The 21,231-nt window shown below is 65.0% G+C and carries 23 protein-coding genes; 14 read left to right on the top strand and 9 right to left on the bottom strand.

Translation table 11 applies throughout. From position 1 onward, the window contains the following. Positions 1-77 precede the first annotated feature (77 nt). Complete coding sequence (locus CH273_RS21780; RefSeq protein ID WP_230596997.1) at positions 78-860, top strand: sigma-70 family RNA polymerase sigma factor; 783 nt, start codon at positions 78-80, stop codon at positions 858-860. Further along, on the top strand, positions 857-1,165 hold the full coding sequence (gene rsrA / locus CH273_RS21775) for a mycothiol system anti-sigma-R factor (RefSeq protein ID WP_179275529.1): 309 nt from the start codon (positions 857-859) through the stop codon (positions 1,163-1,165). The genes CH273_RS21780 and rsrA overlap by 4 nt, the downstream gene beginning before the upstream one ends. A gap of 71 nt (positions 1,166-1,236) precedes the next feature. Here rsrA and CH273_RS28500 read toward each other — a convergent pair whose 3' ends face one another. Then, complete coding sequence (locus tag CH273_RS28500; RefSeq protein ID WP_370878772.1) at positions 1,237-1,311, bottom strand: 50S ribosomal protein bL37; 75 nt, start codon at positions 1,309-1,311, stop codon at positions 1,237-1,239. Between the two features lie 119 nt (positions 1,312-1,430). Between CH273_RS28500 and CH273_RS21770 the strand changes: the two genes are divergently transcribed. Together CH273_RS21770 and CH273_RS21765 are read left to right on the top strand one after the other, a co-directional pair. Next, positions 1,431-1,646, top strand: a complete 216-nt coding sequence (locus CH273_RS21770) for a biotin/lipoyl-binding carrier protein (RefSeq protein WP_008717734.1) — start codon at positions 1,431-1,433, stop codon at positions 1,644-1,646. Positions 1,647-1,667: 21 nt separating this feature from the next. Continuing rightward, entirely contained in the window at positions 1,668-3,146 is a 1,479-nt protein-coding gene (locus CH273_RS21765; RefSeq protein WP_032397672.1) for a sensor histidine kinase, read from the top strand. A gap of 110 nt (positions 3,147-3,256) precedes the next feature. On the opposite strand, the gene CH273_RS21760 is transcribed toward CH273_RS21765, so the two are convergent. Both CH273_RS21760 and CH273_RS21755 read right to left on the bottom strand, forming a co-directional pair. Further along, positions 3,257-3,511, bottom strand: a complete 255-nt coding sequence (locus tag CH273_RS21760; RefSeq protein ID WP_032366305.1) for a WhiB family transcriptional regulator — start codon at positions 3,509-3,511, stop codon at positions 3,257-3,259. Positions 3,512-3,776: 265 nt separating this feature from the next. Further along, positions 3,777-4,730, bottom strand: coding sequence for a diacylglycerol/lipid kinase family protein (locus tag CH273_RS21755; protein WP_032398298.1), 954 nt, complete (start codon positions 4,728-4,730; stop codon positions 3,777-3,779). Positions 4,731-4,889: 159 nt separating this feature from the next. Here CH273_RS21755 and CH273_RS21750 point away from each other — a divergent pair, with 159 nt between their 5' ends. After that, positions 4,890-5,309, top strand: a complete 420-nt coding sequence (locus tag CH273_RS21750; protein ID WP_032397673.1) for a hypothetical protein — start codon at positions 4,890-4,892, stop codon at positions 5,307-5,309. Positions 5,310-5,327: 18 nt separating this feature from the next. On the opposite strand, the gene CH273_RS21745 is transcribed toward CH273_RS21750, so the two are convergent. Continuing rightward, positions 5,328-5,804 carry a GNAT family N-acetyltransferase gene (locus CH273_RS21745; protein ID WP_032397674.1) on the bottom strand — a complete coding sequence of 159 codons (477 nt, stop codon included), beginning with the start codon at positions 5,802-5,804 and terminating at the stop codon, positions 5,328-5,330. Then, the gene (locus tag CH273_RS21740) at positions 5,801-6,442 is read right to left on the bottom strand and encodes an acid phosphatase (RefSeq protein WP_052050254.1); all 642 of its coding nucleotides are present in this window, start codon (positions 6,440-6,442) and stop codon (positions 5,801-5,803) included. The genes CH273_RS21745 and CH273_RS21740 overlap by 4 nt, the downstream gene beginning before the upstream one ends. A gap of 180 nt (positions 6,443-6,622) precedes the next feature. Here CH273_RS21740 and CH273_RS21735 point away from each other — a divergent pair, with 180 nt between their 5' ends. Then, complete coding sequence (locus CH273_RS21735; protein WP_032397675.1) at positions 6,623-8,089, top strand: DHA2 family efflux MFS transporter permease subunit; 1,467 nt, start codon at positions 6,623-6,625, stop codon at positions 8,087-8,089. A 59-nt stretch (positions 8,090-8,148) separates the two neighbouring features. Continuing rightward, positions 8,149-8,943, top strand: a complete 795-nt coding sequence (locus CH273_RS21730; RefSeq protein ID WP_032397676.1) for a ParA family protein — start codon at positions 8,149-8,151, stop codon at positions 8,941-8,943. A 21-nt stretch (positions 8,944-8,964) separates the two neighbouring features. Here CH273_RS21730 and CH273_RS21725 read toward each other — a convergent pair whose 3' ends face one another. Then, positions 8,965-10,209 carry an Rv3212 family protein gene (locus CH273_RS21725; RefSeq protein WP_032397677.1) on the bottom strand — a complete coding sequence of 415 codons (1,245 nt, stop codon included), beginning with the start codon at positions 10,207-10,209 and terminating at the stop codon, positions 8,965-8,967. Between the two features lie 9 nt (positions 10,210-10,218). Beyond that, positions 10,219-11,898, bottom strand: coding sequence for a DEAD/DEAH box helicase (locus CH273_RS21720; protein WP_032398300.1), 1,680 nt, complete (start codon positions 11,896-11,898; stop codon positions 10,219-10,221). A gap of 284 nt (positions 11,899-12,182) precedes the next feature. Here CH273_RS21720 and CH273_RS21715 point away from each other — a divergent pair, with 284 nt between their 5' ends. Next, complete coding sequence (locus CH273_RS21715; protein ID WP_032397678.1) at positions 12,183-12,914, top strand: ferritin-like fold-containing protein; 732 nt, start codon at positions 12,183-12,185, stop codon at positions 12,912-12,914. Between the two features lie 106 nt (positions 12,915-13,020). Next, a complete protein-coding gene (locus tag CH273_RS21710) occupies positions 13,021-13,248 on the top strand; it encodes a DUF3107 domain-containing protein (RefSeq protein WP_032397679.1) in 228 nt (75 codons plus the stop codon). 72 nt (positions 13,249-13,320) lie between these two features. Here CH273_RS21710 and CH273_RS21705 read toward each other — a convergent pair whose 3' ends face one another. Further along, on the bottom strand, positions 13,321-13,974 hold the full coding sequence (locus CH273_RS21705; RefSeq protein WP_032397680.1) for a TetR/AcrR family transcriptional regulator: 654 nt from the start codon (positions 13,972-13,974) through the stop codon (positions 13,321-13,323). 300 nt (positions 13,975-14,274) lie between these two features. Here CH273_RS21705 and CH273_RS21700 point away from each other — a divergent pair, with 300 nt between their 5' ends. The 3 genes from CH273_RS21700 (at position 14,275) to CH273_RS21690 (ending at position 17,527) form a co-directional block, all read left to right on the top strand. Beyond that, positions 14,275-15,354 carry a DUF3152 domain-containing protein gene (locus CH273_RS21700; RefSeq protein ID WP_032397681.1) on the top strand — a complete coding sequence of 360 codons (1,080 nt, stop codon included), beginning with the start codon at positions 14,275-14,277 and terminating at the stop codon, positions 15,352-15,354. A 93-nt stretch (positions 15,355-15,447) separates the two neighbouring features. Beyond that, a complete protein-coding gene (moeZ, locus tag CH273_RS21695; RefSeq protein WP_032398301.1) occupies positions 15,448-16,614 on the top strand; it encodes an adenylyltransferase/sulfurtransferase MoeZ in 1,167 nt (388 codons plus the stop codon). 58 nt (positions 16,615-16,672) lie between these two features. Then, a complete protein-coding gene (locus tag CH273_RS21690; protein WP_032398302.1) occupies positions 16,673-17,527 on the top strand; it encodes a TIGR02569 family protein in 855 nt (284 codons plus the stop codon). Here CH273_RS21690 and CH273_RS21685 read toward each other — a convergent pair. Then, the gene (locus tag CH273_RS21685; protein ID WP_032397682.1) at positions 17,517-18,227 is read right to left on the bottom strand and encodes a FadR/GntR family transcriptional regulator; all 711 of its coding nucleotides are present in this window, start codon (positions 18,225-18,227) and stop codon (positions 17,517-17,519) included. The genes CH273_RS21690 and CH273_RS21685 overlap by 11 nt on opposite strands. Before the next feature lie 81 nt (positions 18,228-18,308). On the opposite strand from CH273_RS21685, the gene CH273_RS21680 reads away from it, so the two are divergent. Together CH273_RS21680 and CH273_RS21675 are read left to right on the top strand one after the other, a co-directional pair. Beyond that, the gene (locus CH273_RS21680) at positions 18,309-19,550 is read left to right on the top strand and encodes an MFS transporter (RefSeq protein WP_045199967.1); all 1,242 of its coding nucleotides are present in this window, start codon (positions 18,309-18,311) and stop codon (positions 19,548-19,550) included. Positions 19,551-19,774: 224 nt separating this feature from the next. Next, on the top strand, positions 19,775-21,178 hold the full coding sequence (locus CH273_RS21675; RefSeq protein ID WP_052050432.1) for a nitrate/nitrite transporter: 1,404 nt from the start codon (positions 19,775-19,777) through the stop codon (positions 21,176-21,178). Positions 21,179-21,231: the final 53 nt, after the last annotated feature.

The raw sequence follows: 21,231 nt of genomic DNA, 5'->3' as shown, positions 1-21,231 counted from the left end.
GCGACCGAGCGGGAACACGACGGGACGACGCCGTGTTGTGTAACGACAGATACGGATGCAGGCGGAAGGAATGACGAATGGCAGTGCTGACCGCGGGACGTCCCCTCGTGTTGAAGGGGGTGATCTCTTCGCAGAAGCCGACTACGGGCGCCGTAGCCTGGGCGGTGGAAGCTATCGAAGGGATCAGCGTGACAGAAGCCAGCAATCCCGTCGCTGACGTGGACGACGAGAAGGCGATCGCGGAGCGCAGGGCTGCCGAGACCGAGGCACAGTTGACCGAGCGCTTCGAGCGCGACGCGTTGCCGATGCTCGATCAGCTCTACGGCGCAGCTCTGCGAATGACGCGTAACCCTGCCGACGCCGAGGATCTGGTTCAGGAGACGTTCGTCAAGGCCTACTCGGCGTTCCGATCGTTCCGTGAGGGCACGAACCTCAAGGCATGGCTGTACCGAATTCTCACCAACACCTACATCAATTCCTATCGCAAGAAGCAGCGTCAGCCCGCTCAGTACCCCACCGACGAGATCAGTGACTGGCAGCTCGCCGCCACCGCCGAACACACGTCGACAGGGTTGCGATCCGCCGAGGTGGAAGCTCTGGACGCGCTGCCGGACGACGACATCAAAGCCGCGCTGCAGTCTCTGCCCGAGGAATTCCGGATGGCTGTGTACTACGCCGACGTCGAGGGATTCCCGTACAAGGAGATCGCCGAGATCATGGGCACGCCCATCGGCACGGTGATGTCGCGTCTGCACCGCGGACGCAAGCAACTGCGAGGCCTGCTGGCCGGGGTTGCACGGGAGCGCGGATTCAACCGGGACGGCGCAGTCGACCGGCACGAGCAGGAGGTAGTCCAGTGACGGGCACCGGAAAGATCGACGGCCGGGACGAAGGCGACGCACAGTTCGAGCGGCTCGACTGCTCGGCGGTGATCGCGGACGTGTGGGTGATGCTCGACAACGAATGCGACGAAGCGAGCCGGACCCGTCTGCAGAAGCACATCGACGAATGCGGATCCTGCTTCGAGGCATATGGAATCGAAGAGAAGGTCAAGCGGCTCATCTCGCGCAAATGCGGGGGAGACCAGGCACCGGCCGGGTTGCGCGAGCGACTGAGCGTCGAGATCCGACGGACGGTGTTGATTCGTCAGACCGACTCCGAATAACCGCAGTTCGTACGACGACGAGGGGCCGAGAAGCAGTAGCTTCTCGGCCCCTCGTCGCTTGTGGCAAACCGTCAGCTGTTCGGACGTTTGCCGTGGTTGGCCTTGTTGCCCTTACGAGCACGCTTCTTACGTCCACGCTTTCCCATGATGGGCTCCTCTCGTTTGTTCACTACAGTCTCCCACGTGTGATTGGCTTACTGTGACGGGCCTGGCCTCCGGTGGGTGGTCTGCGCAGTTCGTGGTGACGTGAGAGAGGGGTTCGCCGGTGTCCGAGGACGTTCGTGCGGAGATGGTGTCCACGGTGTTTCAGGTGGTCGTGGCCCGAGGCGACGCAGTCGAGGTCGGTGACACCCTCGTCATCCTGGAATCGATGAAGATGGAGATTCCCGTGTTGGCCGAGACGGCAGGGACGGTCACATCGGTGGACGTCGCGGTGGGCGACGTCATTCAGCAGGGCGACCTCATCGCCGTCGTGTCCTGAGCAGTGATCACGTGAGCTGTCGTGTCGACCCTCAGTGACCTTCTGGCCGAGCACACCGACCTCCCCGGTGTCGCGGTCGACCACTTGCAACGAGTCGTGGGGGAGTGGCAGCTGCTGGCCGACCTGTCGTTCGCCGACGTGCTGCTGTGGGTCGGCACCGATGACGTGGCCAGTGGGACTGCCGACGTGCTGTGTGTGGCTCAGTGCCGGCCGACCACTGCGCCCACGGTCTTCACGCACGACATCGTGGGAACGACGATCTCCGAGTCCGAGCACCCCGACGTGATGGTCGCGCTGCAGCAGCGGCAAATAGTGCACGGAGGAGTGGTGACCCGGACCGAGAGCATTCCGGTGCGCTGCGGGGAGCACGTCATCGCGGTGCTGACCCGAGACACCAATCCCGCGCAGCTTCGTCCGCCGAGTGCACTAGAGGTCGCGTATCGGGAATGTGCCGACGACCTGTGTCTGATGATCAGCGAAGGGACGTTTCCCACCCCGGAGGAGCGGACCGATGTGAACTCGTCCCCGCGAGCGGGCGACGGATTCATTCGCGTCGACACCGAGGGGCGGGTGGACTACGCCAGTCCCAACGCCCTCTCGGCGTACCACCGGATGGGACTGACGACGGAGTTGTCCGGTCGAGATCTGGCGTCGGTCACGCGATCTCTGGTCACCGACCCGTTCGACTCACAGGAAGTGGCCGACCACATCAGATCGTCGCTCAGCGGCAACGTGGGACACCGGATGGAGGTCGATGCACGCGGTGCCACCGTTCTCGTGCGTACGTTGGCTCTGCAGCCCCGGGGGAGGTCGGCCGGTGCGGCTGTGTTGATCCGCGATGTCACCGAGGTGAAGCGACGCGATCGAGCCCTCCTCAGCAAGGACGCGACCATCCGAGAGATCCATCATCGGGTGAAGAACAACCTTCAGACGGTGGCGGCGCTGCTCCGGCTGCAGTCTCGTCGACTCGAGAACGAGGAAGCGCGGACGGCGTTGTCCGAGTCGGTTCGTCGGGTGACGTCCATTGCACTCGTGCACGAGATGCTGTCGATGTCGGTGGACGAGGAAGTGGATCTCGACGAGATCGTCGATCGTCTGGTGCCCATCATGTTGGACATAGCGACGGTCAACCCGAGAGTTCGAGTGGTGCGCGAGGGCAAACTGGGAGTCTTCTCGGCCGAACGGGCGACGCCCTTGGTGATGGTGCTCACGGAGCTGGTGCAGAACGCGATGGAGCATGGATTCGACGCCGGTTCTGCGGGTGTCGTCCGAATCGGAGCGGACCGGTCCGCGAAGTGGCTCGATGTTGTCATCCACGACGACGGGCGCGGGTTGCCCACGGGGTTCTCCCTGGAACGCTCGGACGGTCTCGGACTGCAGATCGTGCGCACGCTGGTATCGGTGGAGTTGAACGGATCGCTCGGTCTGCATCCGGCGGCGGGAGGGGGAACCGACGCGATGTTGAGAGTTCCTCTGGGGCGGCGTGTGCCGAGGGCCTGATGCACGTTCGGTGAACAGTGTGTAACGAGCCCGCCGACGATCCGTGGAACGCAGAAGGCCCGGTATCCGCTGAGCGGGTACCGGGCCTTGCCGATTGCTGCGTGTGCGTCCTAGACGGAGCTGCGTGCGCGCGTACGTGCGTTGCGTCGCTTGAGAGCACGGCGCTCGTCTTCACTCATTGCGCCCCATACTCCTGCGTCCTGGCCGGATTCGAGTGCCCAGGACAGGCATTCAGCGGTGACGGGGCACCGAGTACAGACGACTTTGGCATCGGCGATCTGCGCGAGCGCCGGACCACTGTTTCCCACCGGGAAAAATAGTTCCGGATCTTCATCGCGACAAATTGCCTTGTGGCGCCAGTCCATCCTCTGCTCCTTACCGGGCGCCGAAGCGCCGTTTCGTTTCTCTTCTGTTCACGAGTGGGTAACCAATGTTTCCGCACTGTTGCTTGTGAATGCTTTCACGAACTCAGGTGAAGTCAAGGGGTACGCGCGTGACCGTGGTCAAGCTCACTCTGTTAGGCTCGCTTTAGCCTTCTGCGCTCCTTTGTACCCCGAGTGAACGGATTTCGCTCGTGGTTTCCCCAGAACAGCGTTGTGTGTTGCCGCATATGCCCAGGACGGGCGGCCCTCACCTGCCCGGCGCGACCACTTCGAGCGCGTCGGGAGTGGAGAAGAACTCCGCTTCCGTGCGCTCGCCCAGATAGTCGCCATCCATCTGCAAACCGACCGGTTCCGCCGACGAAATTCGGACACTCGGCACATCATCGATCCGAATCAGCTTGCGCGACTTCGGTTCTGCGCCCTTGGCCAGCAACTGGCGAGACACCCGCAAGGTAGGGAGCAATGCAGTCGAACGCATGCCGAACACTCCCAGACCCGAATCGAAACCGGTACCCGGATTGGTGTGCACCGGCCTCTCGTTCAAATACGTCCACGGACTCGAATTCGACACGAACGCATAGTGCACACCCTCGAACGGATCCTGACCCGGAACCTCCACCGTCAACCGAGCCGGCTGCCGCTTGTGCTTGAAGAACTCCTGCACCGCCGACCGCACATAACGCGTCGCAGACACCGGCTTGCCGTCCTTGCGCCCGGCATCGATAGCCCGACACACGTCCGCATCCAGACCCATACCCGCGTTGAACGTGAACCAACGGTTGTCGCAGTGCCCCAACCCGATCGTCCGCCGCGCCCGTGCATCGAGCAGGCCGATCAACTGATTCGTCGCCGCCACCGGATCCGCCTCGATACCCAGCGAACGAGCGAACACATTCGCACTACCACCGGGAACGACCGCAATCGGCGGAATCGCACCGATCGTCACCGCCTGCATCGACGTCGGCAACGGCACCCCGAGCAACCCGTTGATCACCTCGTTGACCGTCCCGTCACCACCATGAACGATCACCAGACCCATCCCGTCCTCACGGGCACCCCGAGCAAGCTCCGACGCATGATCACGATGAGTCGTCTGCGCAACCGTCACCCGCACCCGACTCGACAACGCATGAGCCAACAGATCCCGAGCCGCAGCCGTCGTAGAAGTCGCATTGGGATTGACGATCAGCAGCGCACGCACGAGCACTGACACTAACGGGGTCGTTCCGCAGGCTCCACTCCGGTCACCTGCGTCGTTCCGCAGGCTCCACTCCAGTCACCTCGGGTCGTTCCGCAGGCTCCACTCCCGTCACCTCGGGTCGTTCCGCAGGCTCCACTCCCGGTTGCCTAGGCTGGTCGCGTGTCCACCTCACCCGAGAACCTCACCCCGCCGGCCACGTTCCGATCCGCCGGGGCGCTCGTCGCAGCGCAAGGCGTGGCGTCGCTGGTGGCCGCCTTCATTCTTCTCGTCCGAGCGTTCTCCGGAGAAGGGGACAACGCCGTGGCCAACGGCTACGGCACCGCGGGATGGTTCGGTGTCCTCGGTATCGGAGTCGGGGCGGCGGGCATCGCCCTGGTACTCGGAAAACGCTGGGGAAGGTCCATCGCCACCGTCGTACAGCTGCTGCTGCTGCCCGTCGTGTGGTCACTGTTGACCGGATCGCATCAAACCGTCTACGGCATCGCCCTCGGAGTAGTTGTCGTCGGCGTGCTCGTGTTGCTGTTCAGCCCGCCGTCCTCTCGGTGGATGGCCGCCGAATACAGCGACGTCGACGACTGATTCCGCCGAGGTGGTCGTTCAACGCGCCCGGGTGGCCAGCTCTGCCAATGCCGTCTCGGTCAGGCGGAACGTGGTCCACTCGTCCTGCGGCTCTGCTCCGAGTGATCGGTAGAACCCGATCGACGGGGTGTTCCAATCCAGAACCGACCAGACCAAACGCGTGTACTGCCGATCGACGCATTCGGCAGCCAACGCCGCGAGCAGTGCCGTTCCGAGGCCTTCTCCGCGTGCGGCGGGCTGCACGTAGAGATCCTCCAGATAGATTCCGTTGACGCCGTCCCACGTGGAGAAGTTCAAGAACCACAGCGCGCACCCCACCACCGTCCCCTCGTGCTCGGCGACGTGTGCGAACACCGACGGCTGCGCCCCGAACAGCGCAGAACGAAGCTGCTCGTCTCGAACGGTGCACAGCGAGGACGACTTCTCGTACGCGGCCAGTTCGTGCACGAGAGCGGTGACGGCGGGAACATCGGCCTCGGTGGCGCGGCGAATCATCCTGGGTTTCCTTTCGGTGCCGTGGCAGCGGTGAGAATCGACGGGTGCACGTTGTGCGCAACGAGCTGGCGAAACGAATGCTCGAAACCGAGCAACGAATACGCGGCGGGTGAGAGTGCGAAGCGTTTGCCCTCGGTGATGGGGGCCTCTGTCCAGCCGGCGATCAGCGCGCGCGAGAAGTGGCCGTGGCCGACCAACACGACGTCGCGGCCGCTCAACAGTGGCAGCACCACCGAGAGCACCAGTTCGACGCGCACTGCGATGTCTCCGATGGACTCACCACCCGGGCACGGATGCGTCCAGACGGTCCAGTGCGGCACCGTCTCGTGGATCTGCGTCGAGGTGATGCCCTCGTAGTCGCCGTAGTCCCACTCCGACAACGCATCCCACGTCCGGTCGACCTCCAGGCCTGCGAGCTCGGCAGTTCGACGGGCGCGCTCTCGCGGACTCGTGATCACCAGGGGATCGCGCAGCTTCAGGAGTCGGAGGAGCGATCCGGCCTCGACGGCCTGTCGCTCGCCGGAACTCGTGAGAGGGACGTCGGTGTTCCCGGTGTGCTTGCCGGCAAGCGCCCATTCGGTCTCACCGTGCCGAAGTAGAACGACTCTGCCGGCCTCGACGCCGCCGTGTGTGGTCATGGAACGATCATGCCCGCTCTCGGGATGTGGCCCTTGTCATAGGTGGCCTGCGGATGTGTCCGATTTGTCGATTGAGTACGGACCTACCGGCCGGTTACTCTCGGGGCGAATCTTCGCTGCCTCGGGCAACACAGCTCTTCCCGTCGTGCCTCACACTTCCTTCTCATCTCCTGGAGAACCATGACCGACCTGCAGAAGCCCGCGTCGTCCGATGCTCCGGAGAAGCTCGACGGCGCGTTGCTGAAGATCGCCGGTGTCGTCGTGCTCGGGGCGATCATGTCGATTCTCGATGTCACCGTCGTCAGCGTCGCACTCCGGACGTTCACCGACGTGTTCGACACCACCTACGCCAACGCCGCGTGGACGATGACGGGCTACACGCTCGCTCTGGCGACCGTCATACCTCTGACCGGTTGGGCTGCCGATCGGTTCGGTACCAAGCGCCTCTACATCACCGCGCTGGTGCTGTTCGTCCTCGGTTCGGTGCTGTGCAGCTTCGCCTGGGACATCACCTCGCTCATCGCCTTCCGGGTGTTGCAGGGTCTCGGCGGCGGCATGCTGATGCCGCTGGGCATGACGATCATGACGCGCGCCGCCGGTCCCGAGCGAATCGGGCGGGTGATGGCCGTGTTGGGTGTTCCGATGCTCATCGGTCCCATCGCAGGGCCCATCCTCGGCGGCTGGCTGATCGAGGCAGCGAGCTGGCACTGGATCTTCCTCATCAACCTGCCGATCGGCATACTCGCCCTGATCGCGGCCGTGGTGATCTTTCCCAGGGACAACCCGACTCCGTCCGAATCCTTCGACTTCCGCGGCATGCTGATGCTCTCGCCCGGCCTCGCCCTGTTCCTCTACGGCGCGTCCTCGGTCGTCGAAACCGAAACCGTTCTCGCGGTGAAGGTACTGGTCCCGGTCATCGTCGGGCTCGTGCTGATCGTCCTGTTCGTTTTTCATGCCCTGCGTGTGCAGCATCCGCTGATCGATCTACGGCTGTTCGCGAACCGATCGCTCACCGTGGCCGTGATCACCACCACGCTGTTCATGGTCGCCTTCATGGGCGCGGGACTGCTGTTCCCGAGCTATTTCCTGCTTCGCGGCGAAACGACGTTGACTGCCGGGCTGCTGCTCGCACCGCAGGGCATCGGCGCGATGATCGCGATGCCGATCGCCGGAGTGATCGCCGACAAGTTCGGTCCCGGCAGGATCGTGCTGGCGGGAATGGTGCTCATCACCGCAGGGATGACGGTGTTCACCCAGGTCGGCACCGACACGTCCTACACCCTGCTCATCGGCGCACTGTTCGTCATGGGTCTCGGCCTCGGTTCGACGATGATGCCCATCATGACGGCCGCGCTGCAGACACTGACCGACGACACGGTTGCCCGCGGCTCGACGTTGATGAACATCGTTCAGCAAGCGGCCGGTTCCATAGGCACTGCGCTGATGTCGGTGGTGTTGACCGCTCAGCAGAAGCCCGCATCGACCGCGACCAGCCAGGTCGAGGCCTTCGACATCTCGGCCAGGGCGTTCGGAACCACCTTCATGGTCGCGCTGATTCTGATCGTCGCCACGTTCGTCCCCGCCTTCTTCCTGCCCCGAACGAAGCACGTCACCGAGCGGTCCGCGGCACCGATCGCGATGCACTGACGCGCCCGAGAGATGCCGAACCCTCGCTCATCGGCTCGATGTAAGCAAGGATCAGGGCCGTGACGACAATTCTCGCGGTAGCGAATCAGAAGGGCGGCGTCGCCAAGACCACCACGGTGGCTTCGCTCGCGGCTGCGCTGCATGCTCTCGATCGACGCGTCCTGGTGGTCGACCTCGACCCGCAGGGCTGCCTGACGTTCTCGCTCGGGCACAACCCGGACAAGCTCGATTCCTCGGTCCACGAAGTGCTGACCGGGGATGCGAAGGTCGAGGACGTCCTGATCGAGACCGCGGAAGGAATCGTGCTGCTGCCTGCGACGATCGATCTCGCCGGCGCGGAAGCGTTGCTGCTGATGCGTGCGGGTCGCGAATTCGCCCTCAAGCGGGCCCTCGCACCGATCCTCGAGGATTTCGATGTCGTCGTCATCGATTGTCCGCCGTCGCTCGGGGTACTGACCCTCAACGGCCTCACCGCCGCGCAGTCGGTGTTGGTGCCCCTGCAGTGCGAGACCCTCGCGCATCGAGGGGTCGGTCAGTTGTTGCGAACGGTGTCCGAGGTGCAGCAGATCACCAACCCCGATCTGACGCTTCTGGGTGCCCTTCCCACACTGTTCGATGCTCGCACCACGCACAGCAGGGACGTGCTCGGCGATGTCTCGGACCGCTATTCGTTACCGGTGCTCGCGCCGCCGATTCCGCGGACCGTGCGCTTCGCGGAGGCCAGTGCATCCGGCGCGACGGTACTCTCGGGCCGAAAGAACAAGGGCGCGCAGGCCTATCGAGAACTTGCCGAGAATCTGCTGGCGCACTGGGACGGCAAAGCCGATCTGAAGACCTACGATCCGGCGGAGTAGTACGAAGCCCCTGAGATCGAGTCAGCCCAGAGCGACCACGTCGGAACCGCGTTGCTCGACGACCACGTCGCCGATCACCGTGATCTGTATCGGGCCGTCGTAATCGCCTCGGTCGACCGGAATGTCGGCCGTCGAGACACCGGTGGCGAGATCGACCACCGATATGCCGTCGGGTACGGGTACGAGGAGTCGTCCGGCCATGACCGCGCCGTTCCCGAGGGCTCCGGGGACGGTCCACAGAGGGCCGAGGTTGTCGGGATCGAACGCCTGGACTCCCGCGCCGGTGAACCAGGTGAGCACCGAACCTGCTTTCGTTGCAGGGAAGTTCGGGGTAGGGGAGGAGCCTCCGGGGAGAGCGAATTCGGAGGTTCTCGCGGCCGCGTCGTCGTACAGTCCCACCCGATCGGGCGCGCCGTTGTTCGCTGGGATCCACAGCGCGACAACGCTGCCCGTGATCGCGATGATCCGCCCGGCAGTCGGTGCGTCGGATTCGGGAACGAGTTCCGGTACCACCGCTGACCCGTACTCCTCGGGTTCACTGGCGTCCTTGGGGGCAGGATTGATGAGCGACAATCGCGCGGCGGGCTCTCCCGGGCACTGTTCGAGCACGGCCGTTCGTGAGTTCGTCGACGCCGAGGACAGCAATGTGCAGCCGGTTCTCGGCTGACTTCCCGGATTGACCGGGGCGTCCACTCGGCCGTACTCGAGGGTGCGCACCAGGTCCGACCGCCACAGCTCCATGCGGGTGTCGCCCCTCGATGTCACGTAGGTGCCGTCGGAGGACAGGCGGACCGCATCGTCGGCGTCGGACGTGCGCTGCGCCTTGCGGTCTCCGGTGGCCCCGTCGAGTTCGGTGACCTGAGAGCAGCCGCGGCCGTCGCGGTAGACCGCGACCGCGGTGTTCCACGACGCGACCACCGAGCAGAGCGGGAGATCGCGTGTGTACGACCAGGATTGCTCGCCCGACCGTGGATCGCGGCCGAGGACGGCACCCCCGTCGGCGGTGACTACCGTGGATCCGGTGACGACAGGAAACGGGGTTCGCGTCGAATCCGTCGCTGCGCTCGGTGCGCGCCACAGTTCGGTGAGCGTCGTGGGCACCGCGGCGGCGGGTTCGGCTCGAGGCAGTGGCTCCTCGGCCGGGATCGATGTGGTTCCGCGAGCATCACCGGTGAACCAGGCGATGCTCGCGGCAACGACCACCACCACTGCGATGATGGCGGCGACGACGAGGTCGGTTCTCGTCCGACGTTCTGGAGCCAGCACGGCGGGAGGTTACTCCGATGCGCTCGCAGTCGACGGTCCGGCATCGGCGGACGATCCACTGGGGCGACGACGCCTACGGCGGCGCGGGGCAGTCTTGGTGGCCGTGTCGGTGGTCGCTGTGTCGGTTGTATCCGACTGTCCGGCAACCGAATCCGAGGCGGAAGTGGATTCGTTCGTGGTGGTGGCAGAGCCTGCGGCGTTGTCGCCGTCCTGCCCTGCGCGGGTGCGCCTGCGACTGCGCGAGCGGCGCGGCTTCGTCGTCGACGACGCGTCGGCCGCAGGCGCTGCGGCATTGGTCTCGCCGTCGTCTTCCGTCTTCTCCGGGGCACGCGACGGTGCCTTGCGCACGGTGCCGGTGGCATCGGTGGGGATGTCGAGGTCGGAGAACAGATGCGGCGAGCTCGAATACGTCTCGACCGGATCCGGCATACCCAGACCCAGAGCCTTGTCGATCAACTGCCAGCGCGGGATGTCGTCCCAGTCGACGAGGGTGACGGCGATACCGGTGCGCCCTGCACGGCCGGTGCGGCCGATGCGGTGGACGTAGGTCTTCTCGTCCTCGGGGCACTGGTAGTTGATGACGTGGGTGACGTCGTCGATGTCGATACCTCGGGCCGCGACGTCGGTGGCGATCAGCACGTCGATCTTGCCGGTGCGGAACGCCTTGAGAGCCTTCTCGCGCTGGACCTGGCCGAGGTCTCCGTGGACCGCGCCGACCGAGTAGCCGCGCTCGGCCAGCTCGTCGGAGACCTTCTGCGCGGTGCGCTTGGTGCGGGTGAACACCATCGTCGCGCCGCGACCTTCGGCCTTGAGGACCTTGGCGACCATCTCGACCTTGTCGAGGGCGTGGGCCCGGTAGACGTGTTGGGCGGTGCGATCGTGCACGGCCGAGGACTCCGCCTCTTCGGCGCGGATGTGCGTCGGCTGCGTCAGGAAGGTGCGGGCCAGAGTGATGATGGGGCCGGGCATCGTGGCGGAGAACAACATCGTCTGACGCTTGTCGGGGACCATGCCGAGGATGCGTTCGATGTCGGGGAGGAACCCGAGGTCGAGCATCTCGTCGGCCTCGTCGAGAACCAGGACCCCGACCTTGCCGAGGATCAGGTGGTTCTGCTTGGCGAGGTCGAGCAGTCGGCCCGGGGTGCCGACGACGACGTCGACGCCGTTCTGCAATGCGCTGATCTGCGCCTCGTACGGACGGCCACCGTAGATGGAGAGCACCTTGACGGGGCCGTTCGCGCCGCTGAGGTACTTCGACGCGTTCTCGAGGTCGGAGCTGACCTGCACGCACAGTTCACGCGTCGGCACGATCACCAGGGCGCGGGGGGTGCCGTCCAGGGGGGAGGTGCCGGAGTTGTCGGTGGCGAGTCGGTGCAGCAGGGGCACACCGAAGCCGAACGTCTTGCCCATTCCGGTGCGTGCCTGACCGATGAGGTCGTCGCCCGCGATGGCGAGCGGCAGCGTCAACTCCTGAATGGCGAAGGTGCGCTCGATTCCCATCTCGGACAGCGCGCGAACGATGGTGGGGTCCACGTTCAGCTCGGCGAAAGTGGGAGGTACGTGCGTGTCGTCCACGTGCGCCGACACTGTGGTGTCGCCGGTGTCGGACTCTTGGTCGATGACTGTCTTGCTCAGGGGACTGGCCTTCCTCGTGTTCGAACGTGCGCACGAGGAAGGGCATAGGCCTATTGCCGGCCGAAGTCGATGCCCTCGATCCGATGTGATGTCGCCGTCAGCCTCAGCGCGGCCGCGGACTGCGATGTCCGCTGCGGCGAAGCTGTCGAGGCGACCCGGATCAGGTGCGCACACATTATCGATGACCGTCGCGTGCTTCTTCGGTCCGTTTCATCGGTCCGCGAGCGACGATCGAGCACCATGGTAGCTTGCCGAACGGATTTCTCCATTGTCGGCAGGTCGCGGCAGGTCCGGCGCGCGCCGAGACGACGGGTCCGACACCGGACTACGATTGCCGCATGGGAGCCCATTCGTCGGAGCCGTCGTCCGCAGTTTCACCCACCACCGTCGTCGAGTCGCCGGAAACGGACCGGGTCGACCCGGCGATCGCGCACGATCACCCCGGCATTCCGGATCTGTTCGCGGTGCTCGCCTACGGCGAGATCTCGGCGTTCTATCGCCTGGCGGAGGACGCTCGAATGGCTCCGACCATGGAGGGTCGCGTCGCGCTGGCGAGCATGGCGGCTGCGGAGATGAGCCACTTCGAGACGTTGCAGAAGGCCCTGTCGGATCGCGGTCTCGATGTCTACGCCTCGATGGATCCGTTCGTTCGCGCTCTGGACGAGTACCACGAGTCGACGACGCCGTCGACGTGGTTGGAGTCGTTGGTCAAGGCCTACGTGGGTGACGGCATCGCGGCCGATTTCTACCGGCAGATCGCGCACAGTCTCGACCCGGCCGTGGCCGAGATCGTTCGAGACGTGCTCGCCGAGACCGGACACTCGGAGTTCGTGGTGCACGAGGTCTCCGACCGGGTTCGCGCCAGCTCGCAGGACAAGGCACGACTGATGCTGTGGGGTCGTCGTCTCCTCGGTGAGGCCATCACCCAGGCGCAGTTCGTGCTCGCTCGCCGCGAGTCGTTGACCGATCTCGTCATCACCGCGTCGGGAGACCTCAACGGTGTCGTCGCACTGTTCGATCGCATGCAGGAACAGCATGCGGAACGGATGTCCTCACTCGGCCTGGACTGACCGCACTGGGCGCTGTTCGCTGACAGCACAGGGCGTCGGGCATCCGGGGCGACCCCTCTGCACTAGCCTGGCGTGAGCAGAGTTGTCGAGAGTTCGGAGGTTGACCGTGGAGGTCAAGATCGGTGTTTCGGAGAGTTCCCGTGAGCTCGTCGTGAACAGCACGCAGTCCCCGGCCGAGGTCGAAGCGCTCGTATCGACCGCCTTCGCCGGTAAGGACGGAGTGCTGTCGTTGGAGGACGAGAAGGGACGCAAGTTCTTGATTCAGGCTTCCAAGGTGTCGTACGTCGAGATCGGTCCGTCCGATGCTCGCAAGGTCGGATTCGCGACCGCCTGAGACCGCGCGGAACGAAAACACGCCCCTCACTCGGATCGAGTGAGGGGCGTGTTGCGTTCGTGGGTCCGTTCCCTACGGTGCCTGCAGGGGAACGTGTGACAGACCGCCCCAGGCCAGCGACACCGTGGTGTCGACGGCGTCTTCCTTGGAGATCGGCCGGTCGGCTTCGAGCCAGTACCGAGCGGTGAACTGACTGGCCCCGACCAGGCCGACAGCCAGTACGCGGGCCCGGTACGGATCGAGTCCGGAGTCGTGAGCAACCAGGTCGAAGACGGCGTCGACGCAGGCTTCCGTCGCCTGCTCGACGCGCGCATTGACCTGCGGGTCGCCCATCAGATCGGACTCGAAGACCAAGCGGAAGCCCTGTGTGTCGGTGTCGACGAAGTCGTAGAACGCCAGCACTGCGGCGCGAACGCGCTGCCTGTTGTCCGTGGTCGAGCGCAGGGCCTGACGGACTCCCGCGATCAGGGTGTCCACGTAGCTCTGCAGCACCGCCAGATACAGCTCGAGTTTTCCCGGGAAGTGCTGGTACAGGACCGGCTTGCTGACACCGGCGCATTCGGCGATCTCGTCCATTCCGGATGCGTGATATCCGCGGGTCACGAATATTTCGCTCGCAGCAGCGAGCAGTTGCGCCCGACGGGCATCGCGCGGCAACCGTGCGCCGCGGCGATTGCCGGTGGTGGCCGGCCGGTCGGAAGACCGCCGGTCGTCGAGATCTGTCATCAATTATGTTCCCATCCGCGTCGACAGCTGCGCTCGTCTTGGTTCGACAACGAACGGTCCGGCATGAACTTCCGGCGGGTGGCCGTCGGTTCGGACCGTTCGTAGCGCAGATCACGGGCAACGATACTCGTGGCTGCCCGCACTCACGGGATCCTGGGGGACCGTTGCGAAAAGTGGGCAATACCGGATCATGTCGAGCGGTTTGTTCGTACGATGTTTTCGTACCGAAAACCCGATAGTTCCGTTCCCGGTATCGGCGTGCCGAGCAGCGGGCGGTGAGGATTGTGAGATCGTGATCGAGTGACTGACCGAGGCGGGCCGCGTATCCGCGGTGGTGTGCAGTCGGGCGGCGTCGGCGAGAGCTACGACGATCGGTCGGACGACTTCCCACGCACCGTGGGAAGTCGTGGGTCGCATCAACCGCTCCGCGCGCAGTGGGACCCGACGCAACGCGAGGTCAAGCAGCGCAGTCCCAGACCGGATCGCGACATCAGGAAACAGAGCAAGCTCGGAAAGTTCGCGTCCACGTACGGCTGGCGGGCGTACGCGGTTCCGATTCTGATCGTGGTGACCGCGCTCGTCGTGTTCGATGCCGTGCGTACCGGTGACCCCGTCACAGGCACCGCCGCGCAGTCCACCAATGTCGATCCCGGATTCGGCACCCTGAGTGCGGACACGACCTCGGGCACCGGAGTCATCGGCGTGCCGCCGCAGGCCGACGGCAACTTCGCGGAATCGATCTCCTCGGGTGAACTACCCGACGGTGGTCCGTTCGCGGTGCAGGGGGCCGGAACGTGGCACACCGTGCCGGGCACCACCGAGCAGGTGGGTCAGGGGACCGAGCGGGTGTTCACCTACACGGTCGAGGTGGAGGACGGCGTGGACACGGTCGGGTTCGGCGGCGACGAGTCGTTCGGCCGATTGGTGGATCAGACCCTCGCCAACCCCAAGAGTTGGACGAACGATCCACGGTTCGGATTTCGTCGAATCGATCAGGGCGATCCCGACTTCAGGATCTCGCTGACGTCGCAATTGTCGATCCGCCAGGCCTGTGGCTACGACATCCAGCTCGAGGTCTCCTGTTACAACCCCGGCATCGAGCGAGTGGTGCTGAACGAGCCGAGGTGGGTGCGTGGAGCGATCTCGTTCCAGGGCGACATCGGCTCGTACCGCCAGTACCAGATCAATCACGAGGTCGGCCACGCGATCGGCTACCAACAGCACCAACCGTGCGAGACCGACGGCGGGCTCGCTCCGGTGATGATGCAGCAGACGTTCGGAACGTCCAACGACGACATCGCGCGACTGGACCCCGCGGGAGTCGTTCCGATGGACGGCAAGACGTGCCGATTCAATCCGTGGCCCTACCCCCGAGGCTGATCGGCTGGGTTCGGGACGGGCCGGGGGATTAGATTCGAACGTGGCGTGCCGGGTACTCGGTCGTCGTGTCGAGTCGAGGAGCGTCGCTGCGTCGTGGTCCATCTCCCCCCTCTGGTCGAACCCGCGGGCGAACTGACTCCCGAGGACGTCGCCCGGTACAGCAGGCACCTGATCATCCCCAATGTGGGAACGGACGGTCAGAAGCGACTGCGCAACGCACGCGTGCTCGTCGTCGGTGCCGGGGGGCTCGGTTCACCCGCGCTGCTCTACCTCGCAGCCGCCGGTGTCGGCACCCTGGGCATCGTGGAATTCGACGATGTCGAACTGTCGAATCTGCAACGGCAGATCATCCACGGCCGATCCGACGTGGGTCGTCCGAAGGCCGACAGCGCCAGGGACTCGATTCTCGAACTCAACGACGGCGTCGAGGTGGCGCTGCACCGTGTTCGACTCGACTCCTCGAACGCGCTCGAACTCTTTCGGCAGTACGACCTCGTCCTCGACGGGACCGACAATTTCGCCACCCGATATCTGGTCAACGACGCGGCCGCCCTGGTCGGAATCCCGTACGTGTGGGGTTCGATCTACCGGTTCGAGGGGCAGGTGTCGGTGTTCTGGGACGCCGCGCCCGGTGACGCAGGCATCAACTATCGCGACCTGTACCCCGAGGCTCCGCCGCCGGGCATGGTGCCCTCGTGCGCCGAAGGTGGGGTGCTGGGGGTGCTGTGTGCGTCGATCGGGTCGGTCATGGTGACCGAGGCCATCAAGCTGATCACCGGAATCGGCGAGACGTTGCTGGGTCGATTGATGATCTACGACGCGCTGGCGATGAACTATCGAACCGTCGGCCTGACTCGGGATCCGCATCGAACGCCGATCACCGAGCTGATCGATTACGAGGCATTCTGCGGAGTGGTCCCGGCCACCGAATCCACCGGAGAATCGATCACCCCGGCGGAGCTGCACGCACTGATGCAGTCCGGACGCGAGATCGCCCTCATCGACGTGCGCGAGCCGGTGGAATGGGACATCGTCCGCATCGACGGTGCGCGTTCGATTCCCAAGGATCGAATCCTGTCGGGCGCGGTGATGGCGGAGCTTCCGCAGCACATTCCCATCGTGCTCTACTGCAAAACCGGCATCAGGTCCGCGGAGGTGCTCTCGGCCCTCGTCGGTGCCGGTTTCTCCGATGCCGCCCATCTGCACGGCGGAATAGTGGAGTGGGCCAAGCAGATCGATCCCGGTTTGCCCATGTACTGATGCGGTCCGTGTGCGCGTCGTCCGCAGTGGTGCCGCGATCGACGGTAGCGTGACGTTCGTGAGCTCTGTCGAACCTCCTCAGCACGTGATCTCTACGTTCGGGCTGCGCGATGTCGAGCCTGCACCTCTCGGTGCGGACTGGGACGGTGGATGGCGTCTGGGTGACGTCGTCCTGTCTCCGGTGGCAGACCATGCCCGAGCCGCGTGGTCGGCCAAGGTACGCGAGACGTTGACCGTCGACGGGGTTCGTCTCGCCCGTCCCGTGCGTTCGACCGACGGCCGATACGTCGTGTCGGGCTGGCGCGCAGACACGTTCGTCGCCGGCGAGCCGGAGCCCCGCCACGACGAGGTGATCTCGTTGTCGATGCGGTTGCACGCGGCGACCGCTCAACTCGAGCGACCCCGATTTCTGGTTCAGCCTCCCGTGGCCCCGTGGGCCGACGTGGACGTGTTCGTGGCTGCCGACAGGGCTGCCTGGGAGGCGGTCCCGCTGCGCTCCGCCCGCGGTGCAGGCGCACCCGAGCCGTCGTCCAGTGACGGCAAGAGCAGTCTGGAATTGGTCAAACAGCTTGCGACACTACGCAAGCCCGTCGAATCACCCGACCAGTTGGTGCACGGCGATCTGTTCGGAACGGTTCTGTTCTCCGGAAGCGAGGCCCCCGGGATCAGCGACATCACCCCGTACTGGCGTCCCGCGCCCTGGGCTGCCGGGGTGGCCGTGGTGGACGCACTTTCCTGGGGTGACGCCGACGACGGTCTGGTCGGCCGCTGGGACGATCTTCCGGAATGGCCGCAGATGCTGTTGCGTGCGTTGATGTTTCGTCTCGCAGTCCACGCGCTTCACCCGCGATCGACGTCGGAGGCCTTCCCGGGCTTGGCGCGAACAGCAGATCTGGTGCGCCTCATTCTGTGAGATCCGCTGCGCGAGCTGATAGTTCCACCGCACGAGCCGGCGATTCGGAGAGTTCGTGGAACAGTGACCTGGCGGCCTGCATCGCACGGGCTGCGTCGCCGTCGATGACCGCCGCCACGAGTGCGGTGTGTTCGTCGATGTAATCGTCGTCGTGCTCGATCGCGTGATGTCGCATGGCGTCGTGGATCACCGGCAGCAGCGAATCGTAGAACTCCAGATAGATGGCGTTGTGGCTGGCCGCGACGATGGCGCGGTGCAGCCGTGCGTCGATCCGAACGGCATCGGCCAGCGGGGTGTCGTCGGACCACGCGGCGTTGCGATCGGCCAGCGCACCCAGCATGGCGCGGATGTCGGCGTCGTCGCGTCGGTCGGCTGCGAGTGCTGCCGCAGTGACCTCCAGGGTTTCGCGCAGCTCGGTGACGTCGCGGTGCCGGGCGTCCGAGAAGTACTTACCCAGTGTCCCGCCGAGGTCGGAGCACGTCATGACGAAGGTGCCCGAACCCTGTCTGCGTTCGACCATGCCTGCATGGACGAGTGCCTGCACTGCTTCGCGCACGGTGTTGCGCCCGGTACCGGTCATCTCGCACAGTTCGGGTTCGGTGGGAATGCGGGTACCCACCGGCCATCGCTGCGACGTGATCTCCTCGCGCAGTGCAGCTGTCACCTGGGATATCAGGCTCGATCGCTGGACCTGCCGCACGTGGGCTCCTCATGCCGGGGACATTGCAGCGTCGATAGTAGTACTTTGCACCCAATGATCCGGTCATCCTATGATTGCGCGGTGAGTGCGCCCACCGTCCCCGCCGGCCGAATCGTCGGCACCTCCCTCCTGCGCGGGCGAATTCTGGTCTTCTCCGCGATCATTCTGTCCGCATTGACTCTGCGCGCCGCCGTGACTTCGATCAGCCCGCTGTTCGGCAGAATCGGCACCGACCTCGAGTTCGGTGCCACGGTGATCGGCATCGTGGGCATGTTGCCTCCCGCGATGTTCGCAGTGTTCGGTTTGGCAACGCCGTTTCTCGCCAAGCGCACGGGGCTCGAGCGGGCCGCTCTGCTGGCCATGGCACTGACCACCATCGGTATGGCCACCCGCGCGTTCGCGCCGAACACCGCGTCGTTGTTGGCGCTGTCCGCGATCGCCCTCGCAGGCATGGGCATCGGAAATGTCGTCATCCCGCCGCTGGTCAAACGCTACTTCTCCGACCGACTCGCCGTGGTGAGCACCATCTACATCTGCGCCCTGCAGGTCAGCACCATGGTGCCGCCTCTGCTGGCGGTCCCCGTCGCCGACGCCCACGGGTGGCGGCTGTCCATCGGAATCTGGGCGGTCGTCGGCCTGGCCGCAGCACTGCCGTGGCTCGGTGTCGTGGTGGCCCGACGCGGCCACGACGAGAAGGATGTGACGGCCGAGGCCGGATCGGACGCGGTGCACGTGGAGCCGAGCGGCCGAATCCACCGGTCCTCGCTGGCGTGGGGGATGGTCCTGATGTTCGCGATGACGTCCACGATCACCTATGCGATGCTGACGTGGCTGCCGACGCTGTTGATCGATGCGGGTATCGGCGAAGCCCTTGCGGGTGCGTCGGTGGCCGCGTTCGGGGCGATGGGCCTGATCACGTCGCTGGCCGCACCCACTCTCTGCGCGCGGGTGCGCAACCCGTACGGCATCGTGGTGGTCGCAGCGGCGTGTTATCTCGGCGGCTTCGCGGGTCTGCACTGGTCGCCGACGGCCGGTACGGTCCTGTGGGTGTGTCTGGTCGGGCTGGGCACGATGACCTTCCCGATGTCGTTGACGCTGATCAACCTCAGGACGCGCACTGCGGTGGGCTCGTCCTCGCTGTCGGGATTCACCCAGGGGTTGGGCTACGTGGTGTCGTCGACCGGTCCGATTCTGTTCGGGCTGTTGCACACGCGGTCCGGTGGATGGGGACTTCCGTTGATACTGCTCACCGGATGCGTGGCAGTTCTGCTGGTCGGAGGGTTCCTGTGCTGCCGACCGCGGATGCTCGAAGACACCTGGTGACGCACGTCGACGTCGACGCGTCATCTCACGACGGTGCCGGTGGGCGCGTGAGACCGAGTTAATCAGCGAGTCACCGCACGCAGCGCCGCTGCAACATGGCTTTCCTATGTTCGGTTCACACACCGATCAGGAGGCCACACGTGACCAGCCTTTCTCGCAGCGCTTCGGCAGATGCCGGCTCAGCCACCACGGCGACAGTTCCACCCGGAACAGTTCCCGTCTCCGTGAACCATCACATCGCGCACTGGAATTCCGAGGACGTCGAGGCCTGGGAGGCAGGTGGCAAGCAGATCGCCAAGCGCAATCTGATCTGGTCGGTCATCGCCGAGCACGTCGGATTCTCGATCTGGTCGATCTGGTCGGTGATGGTGCTGTTCATGCCGATGTCGGTCTACGGCATCGACGCGGCGGGCAAGTTCTTCCTGGTGGCCGTCCCCACACTCGTGGGCGCGATCCTGCGGATTCCCTACACCTTCGCCACGGCCAAGTTCGGCGGGCGCAACTGGACCATCTTCAGTGCTCTGGTGCTCCTGATCCCCACCGTGCTGACGATGTACTTCATGCTCAACCCGGCGTCGTACACCACGTACATCATCGTCGCGGCGTTCGCCGGACTCGGCGGCGGAAACTTCGCATCCTCGATGACGAACATCAACGCGTTCTATCCTCAACGCGAGAAGGGATGGGCGCTCGGCCTGAACGCGGGCGGTGGCAACATCGGTGTGCCTGTCATCCAGCTCATCGGCTTGCTGGTCATCGCCACCATCGGCAACACCGCTCCCGAGATCGTGTGCGCCGTCTATCTCGTCTTCATCGCGGTGGCCGCCGTCGGTGCCGCGTTGTTCATGGACAACCTCGACAACCAGAAGACCAACGGCCGCTCCATGATCGACGTGTTGAAGTTCTCGGACTCGTGGTGGATCGCCTTCCTGTACATCGGCACGTTCGGATCGTTCATCGGCTTCAGCTTCGCGTTCGGCCAGGTACTGCAGATCAACTTCCTCGCCGGACTCACCGACGGCGGCCCCTCGACTCCTGCTCTGCAGGCGCAGGCATCGCTGCAGGCCGCTCAGATCGCCTTCATCGGACCGTTGCTGGGATCGCTGTCGCGTCCGTTCGGCGGCAAGCTCGCCGACAAGATCGGTGGCGGCAAGATCACCCTGTACACGTTCGTGGCCATGACGTTCGCCACCGGAATTCTGGTCGCGGCCAGTACCTGGGACGATTCGACGCCAGGGGCGGCCAGCGGCACGGTGATGGTGCTCTTCGTCGTCGGATTCATCGCACTCTTCCTGCTCTCCGGTATCGGAAACGGATCGGTCTACAAGATGATCCCGGCGATTTTCGCAGCCAAATCGGTTGCACTGCAGGGTATGACGGCCGACGAACAGCAGCACTGGTCGCGCAAGATGTCCGGCGCACTCATCGGCATCGCCGGTGCTATCGGCGCTCTCGGCGGCGTCGGAATCAACCTGGTGCTGCGGGCGTCGTACTCGGGTACCGCGAAGTCCGCCACGACGGCGTTCTGGGTGTTCCTCGGCTTCTACGTCGTGTGCGCGATCGTCACCTGGGCGATCTACCTCCGCAAGACCGACTCCGCCGATGCGAACGCTCCGGTAGCCGTCTGAGGGTCCGGCACCGGCAAGAACGAAACGCACTGCACGGCAACGAAGATCGGAAG

The organism is Rhodococcus sp. 05-339-2 (assembly GCF_002258965.1).
GTDB lineage: Bacteria > Actinomycetota > Actinomycetes > Mycobacteriales > Mycobacteriaceae > Rhodococcoides.
This window is presented reverse-complemented; position numbering and strand designations above follow the sequence as displayed.

Bases quoted from the DNA above. Each gene is read 5' to 3' on its own strand.
- CH273_RS21760 (WP_032366305.1), bottom strand. From the start codon at position 3,511: ATGGACTGGCGCCACAAGGCAATTTGTCGCGATGAAGATCCGGAACTA.
- CH273_RS21780 (WP_230596997.1), top strand. From the start codon at position 78: ATGGCAGTGCTGACCGCGGGACGTCCCCTCGTGTTGAAGGGGGTGATC.
- CH273_RS21715 (WP_032397678.1), top strand. From the start codon at position 12,183: ATGGGAGCCCATTCGTCGGAGCCGTCGTCCGCAGTTTCACCCACCACC.
- CH273_RS21735 (WP_032397675.1), top strand. From the start codon at position 6,623: ATGACCGACCTGCAGAAGCCCGCGTCGTCCGATGCTCCGGAGAAGCTC.
- CH273_RS21740 (WP_052050254.1), bottom strand. From the start codon at position 6,442: ATGACCACACACGGCGGCGTCGAGGCCGGCAGAGTCGTTCTACTTCGG.
- CH273_RS21745 (WP_032397674.1), bottom strand. From the start codon at position 5,804: ATGATTCGCCGCGCCACCGAGGCCGATGTTCCCGCCGTCACCGCTCTC.
- CH273_RS21705 (WP_032397680.1), bottom strand. From the start codon at position 13,974: ATGACAGATCTCGACGACCGGCGGTCTTCCGACCGGCCGGCCACCACC.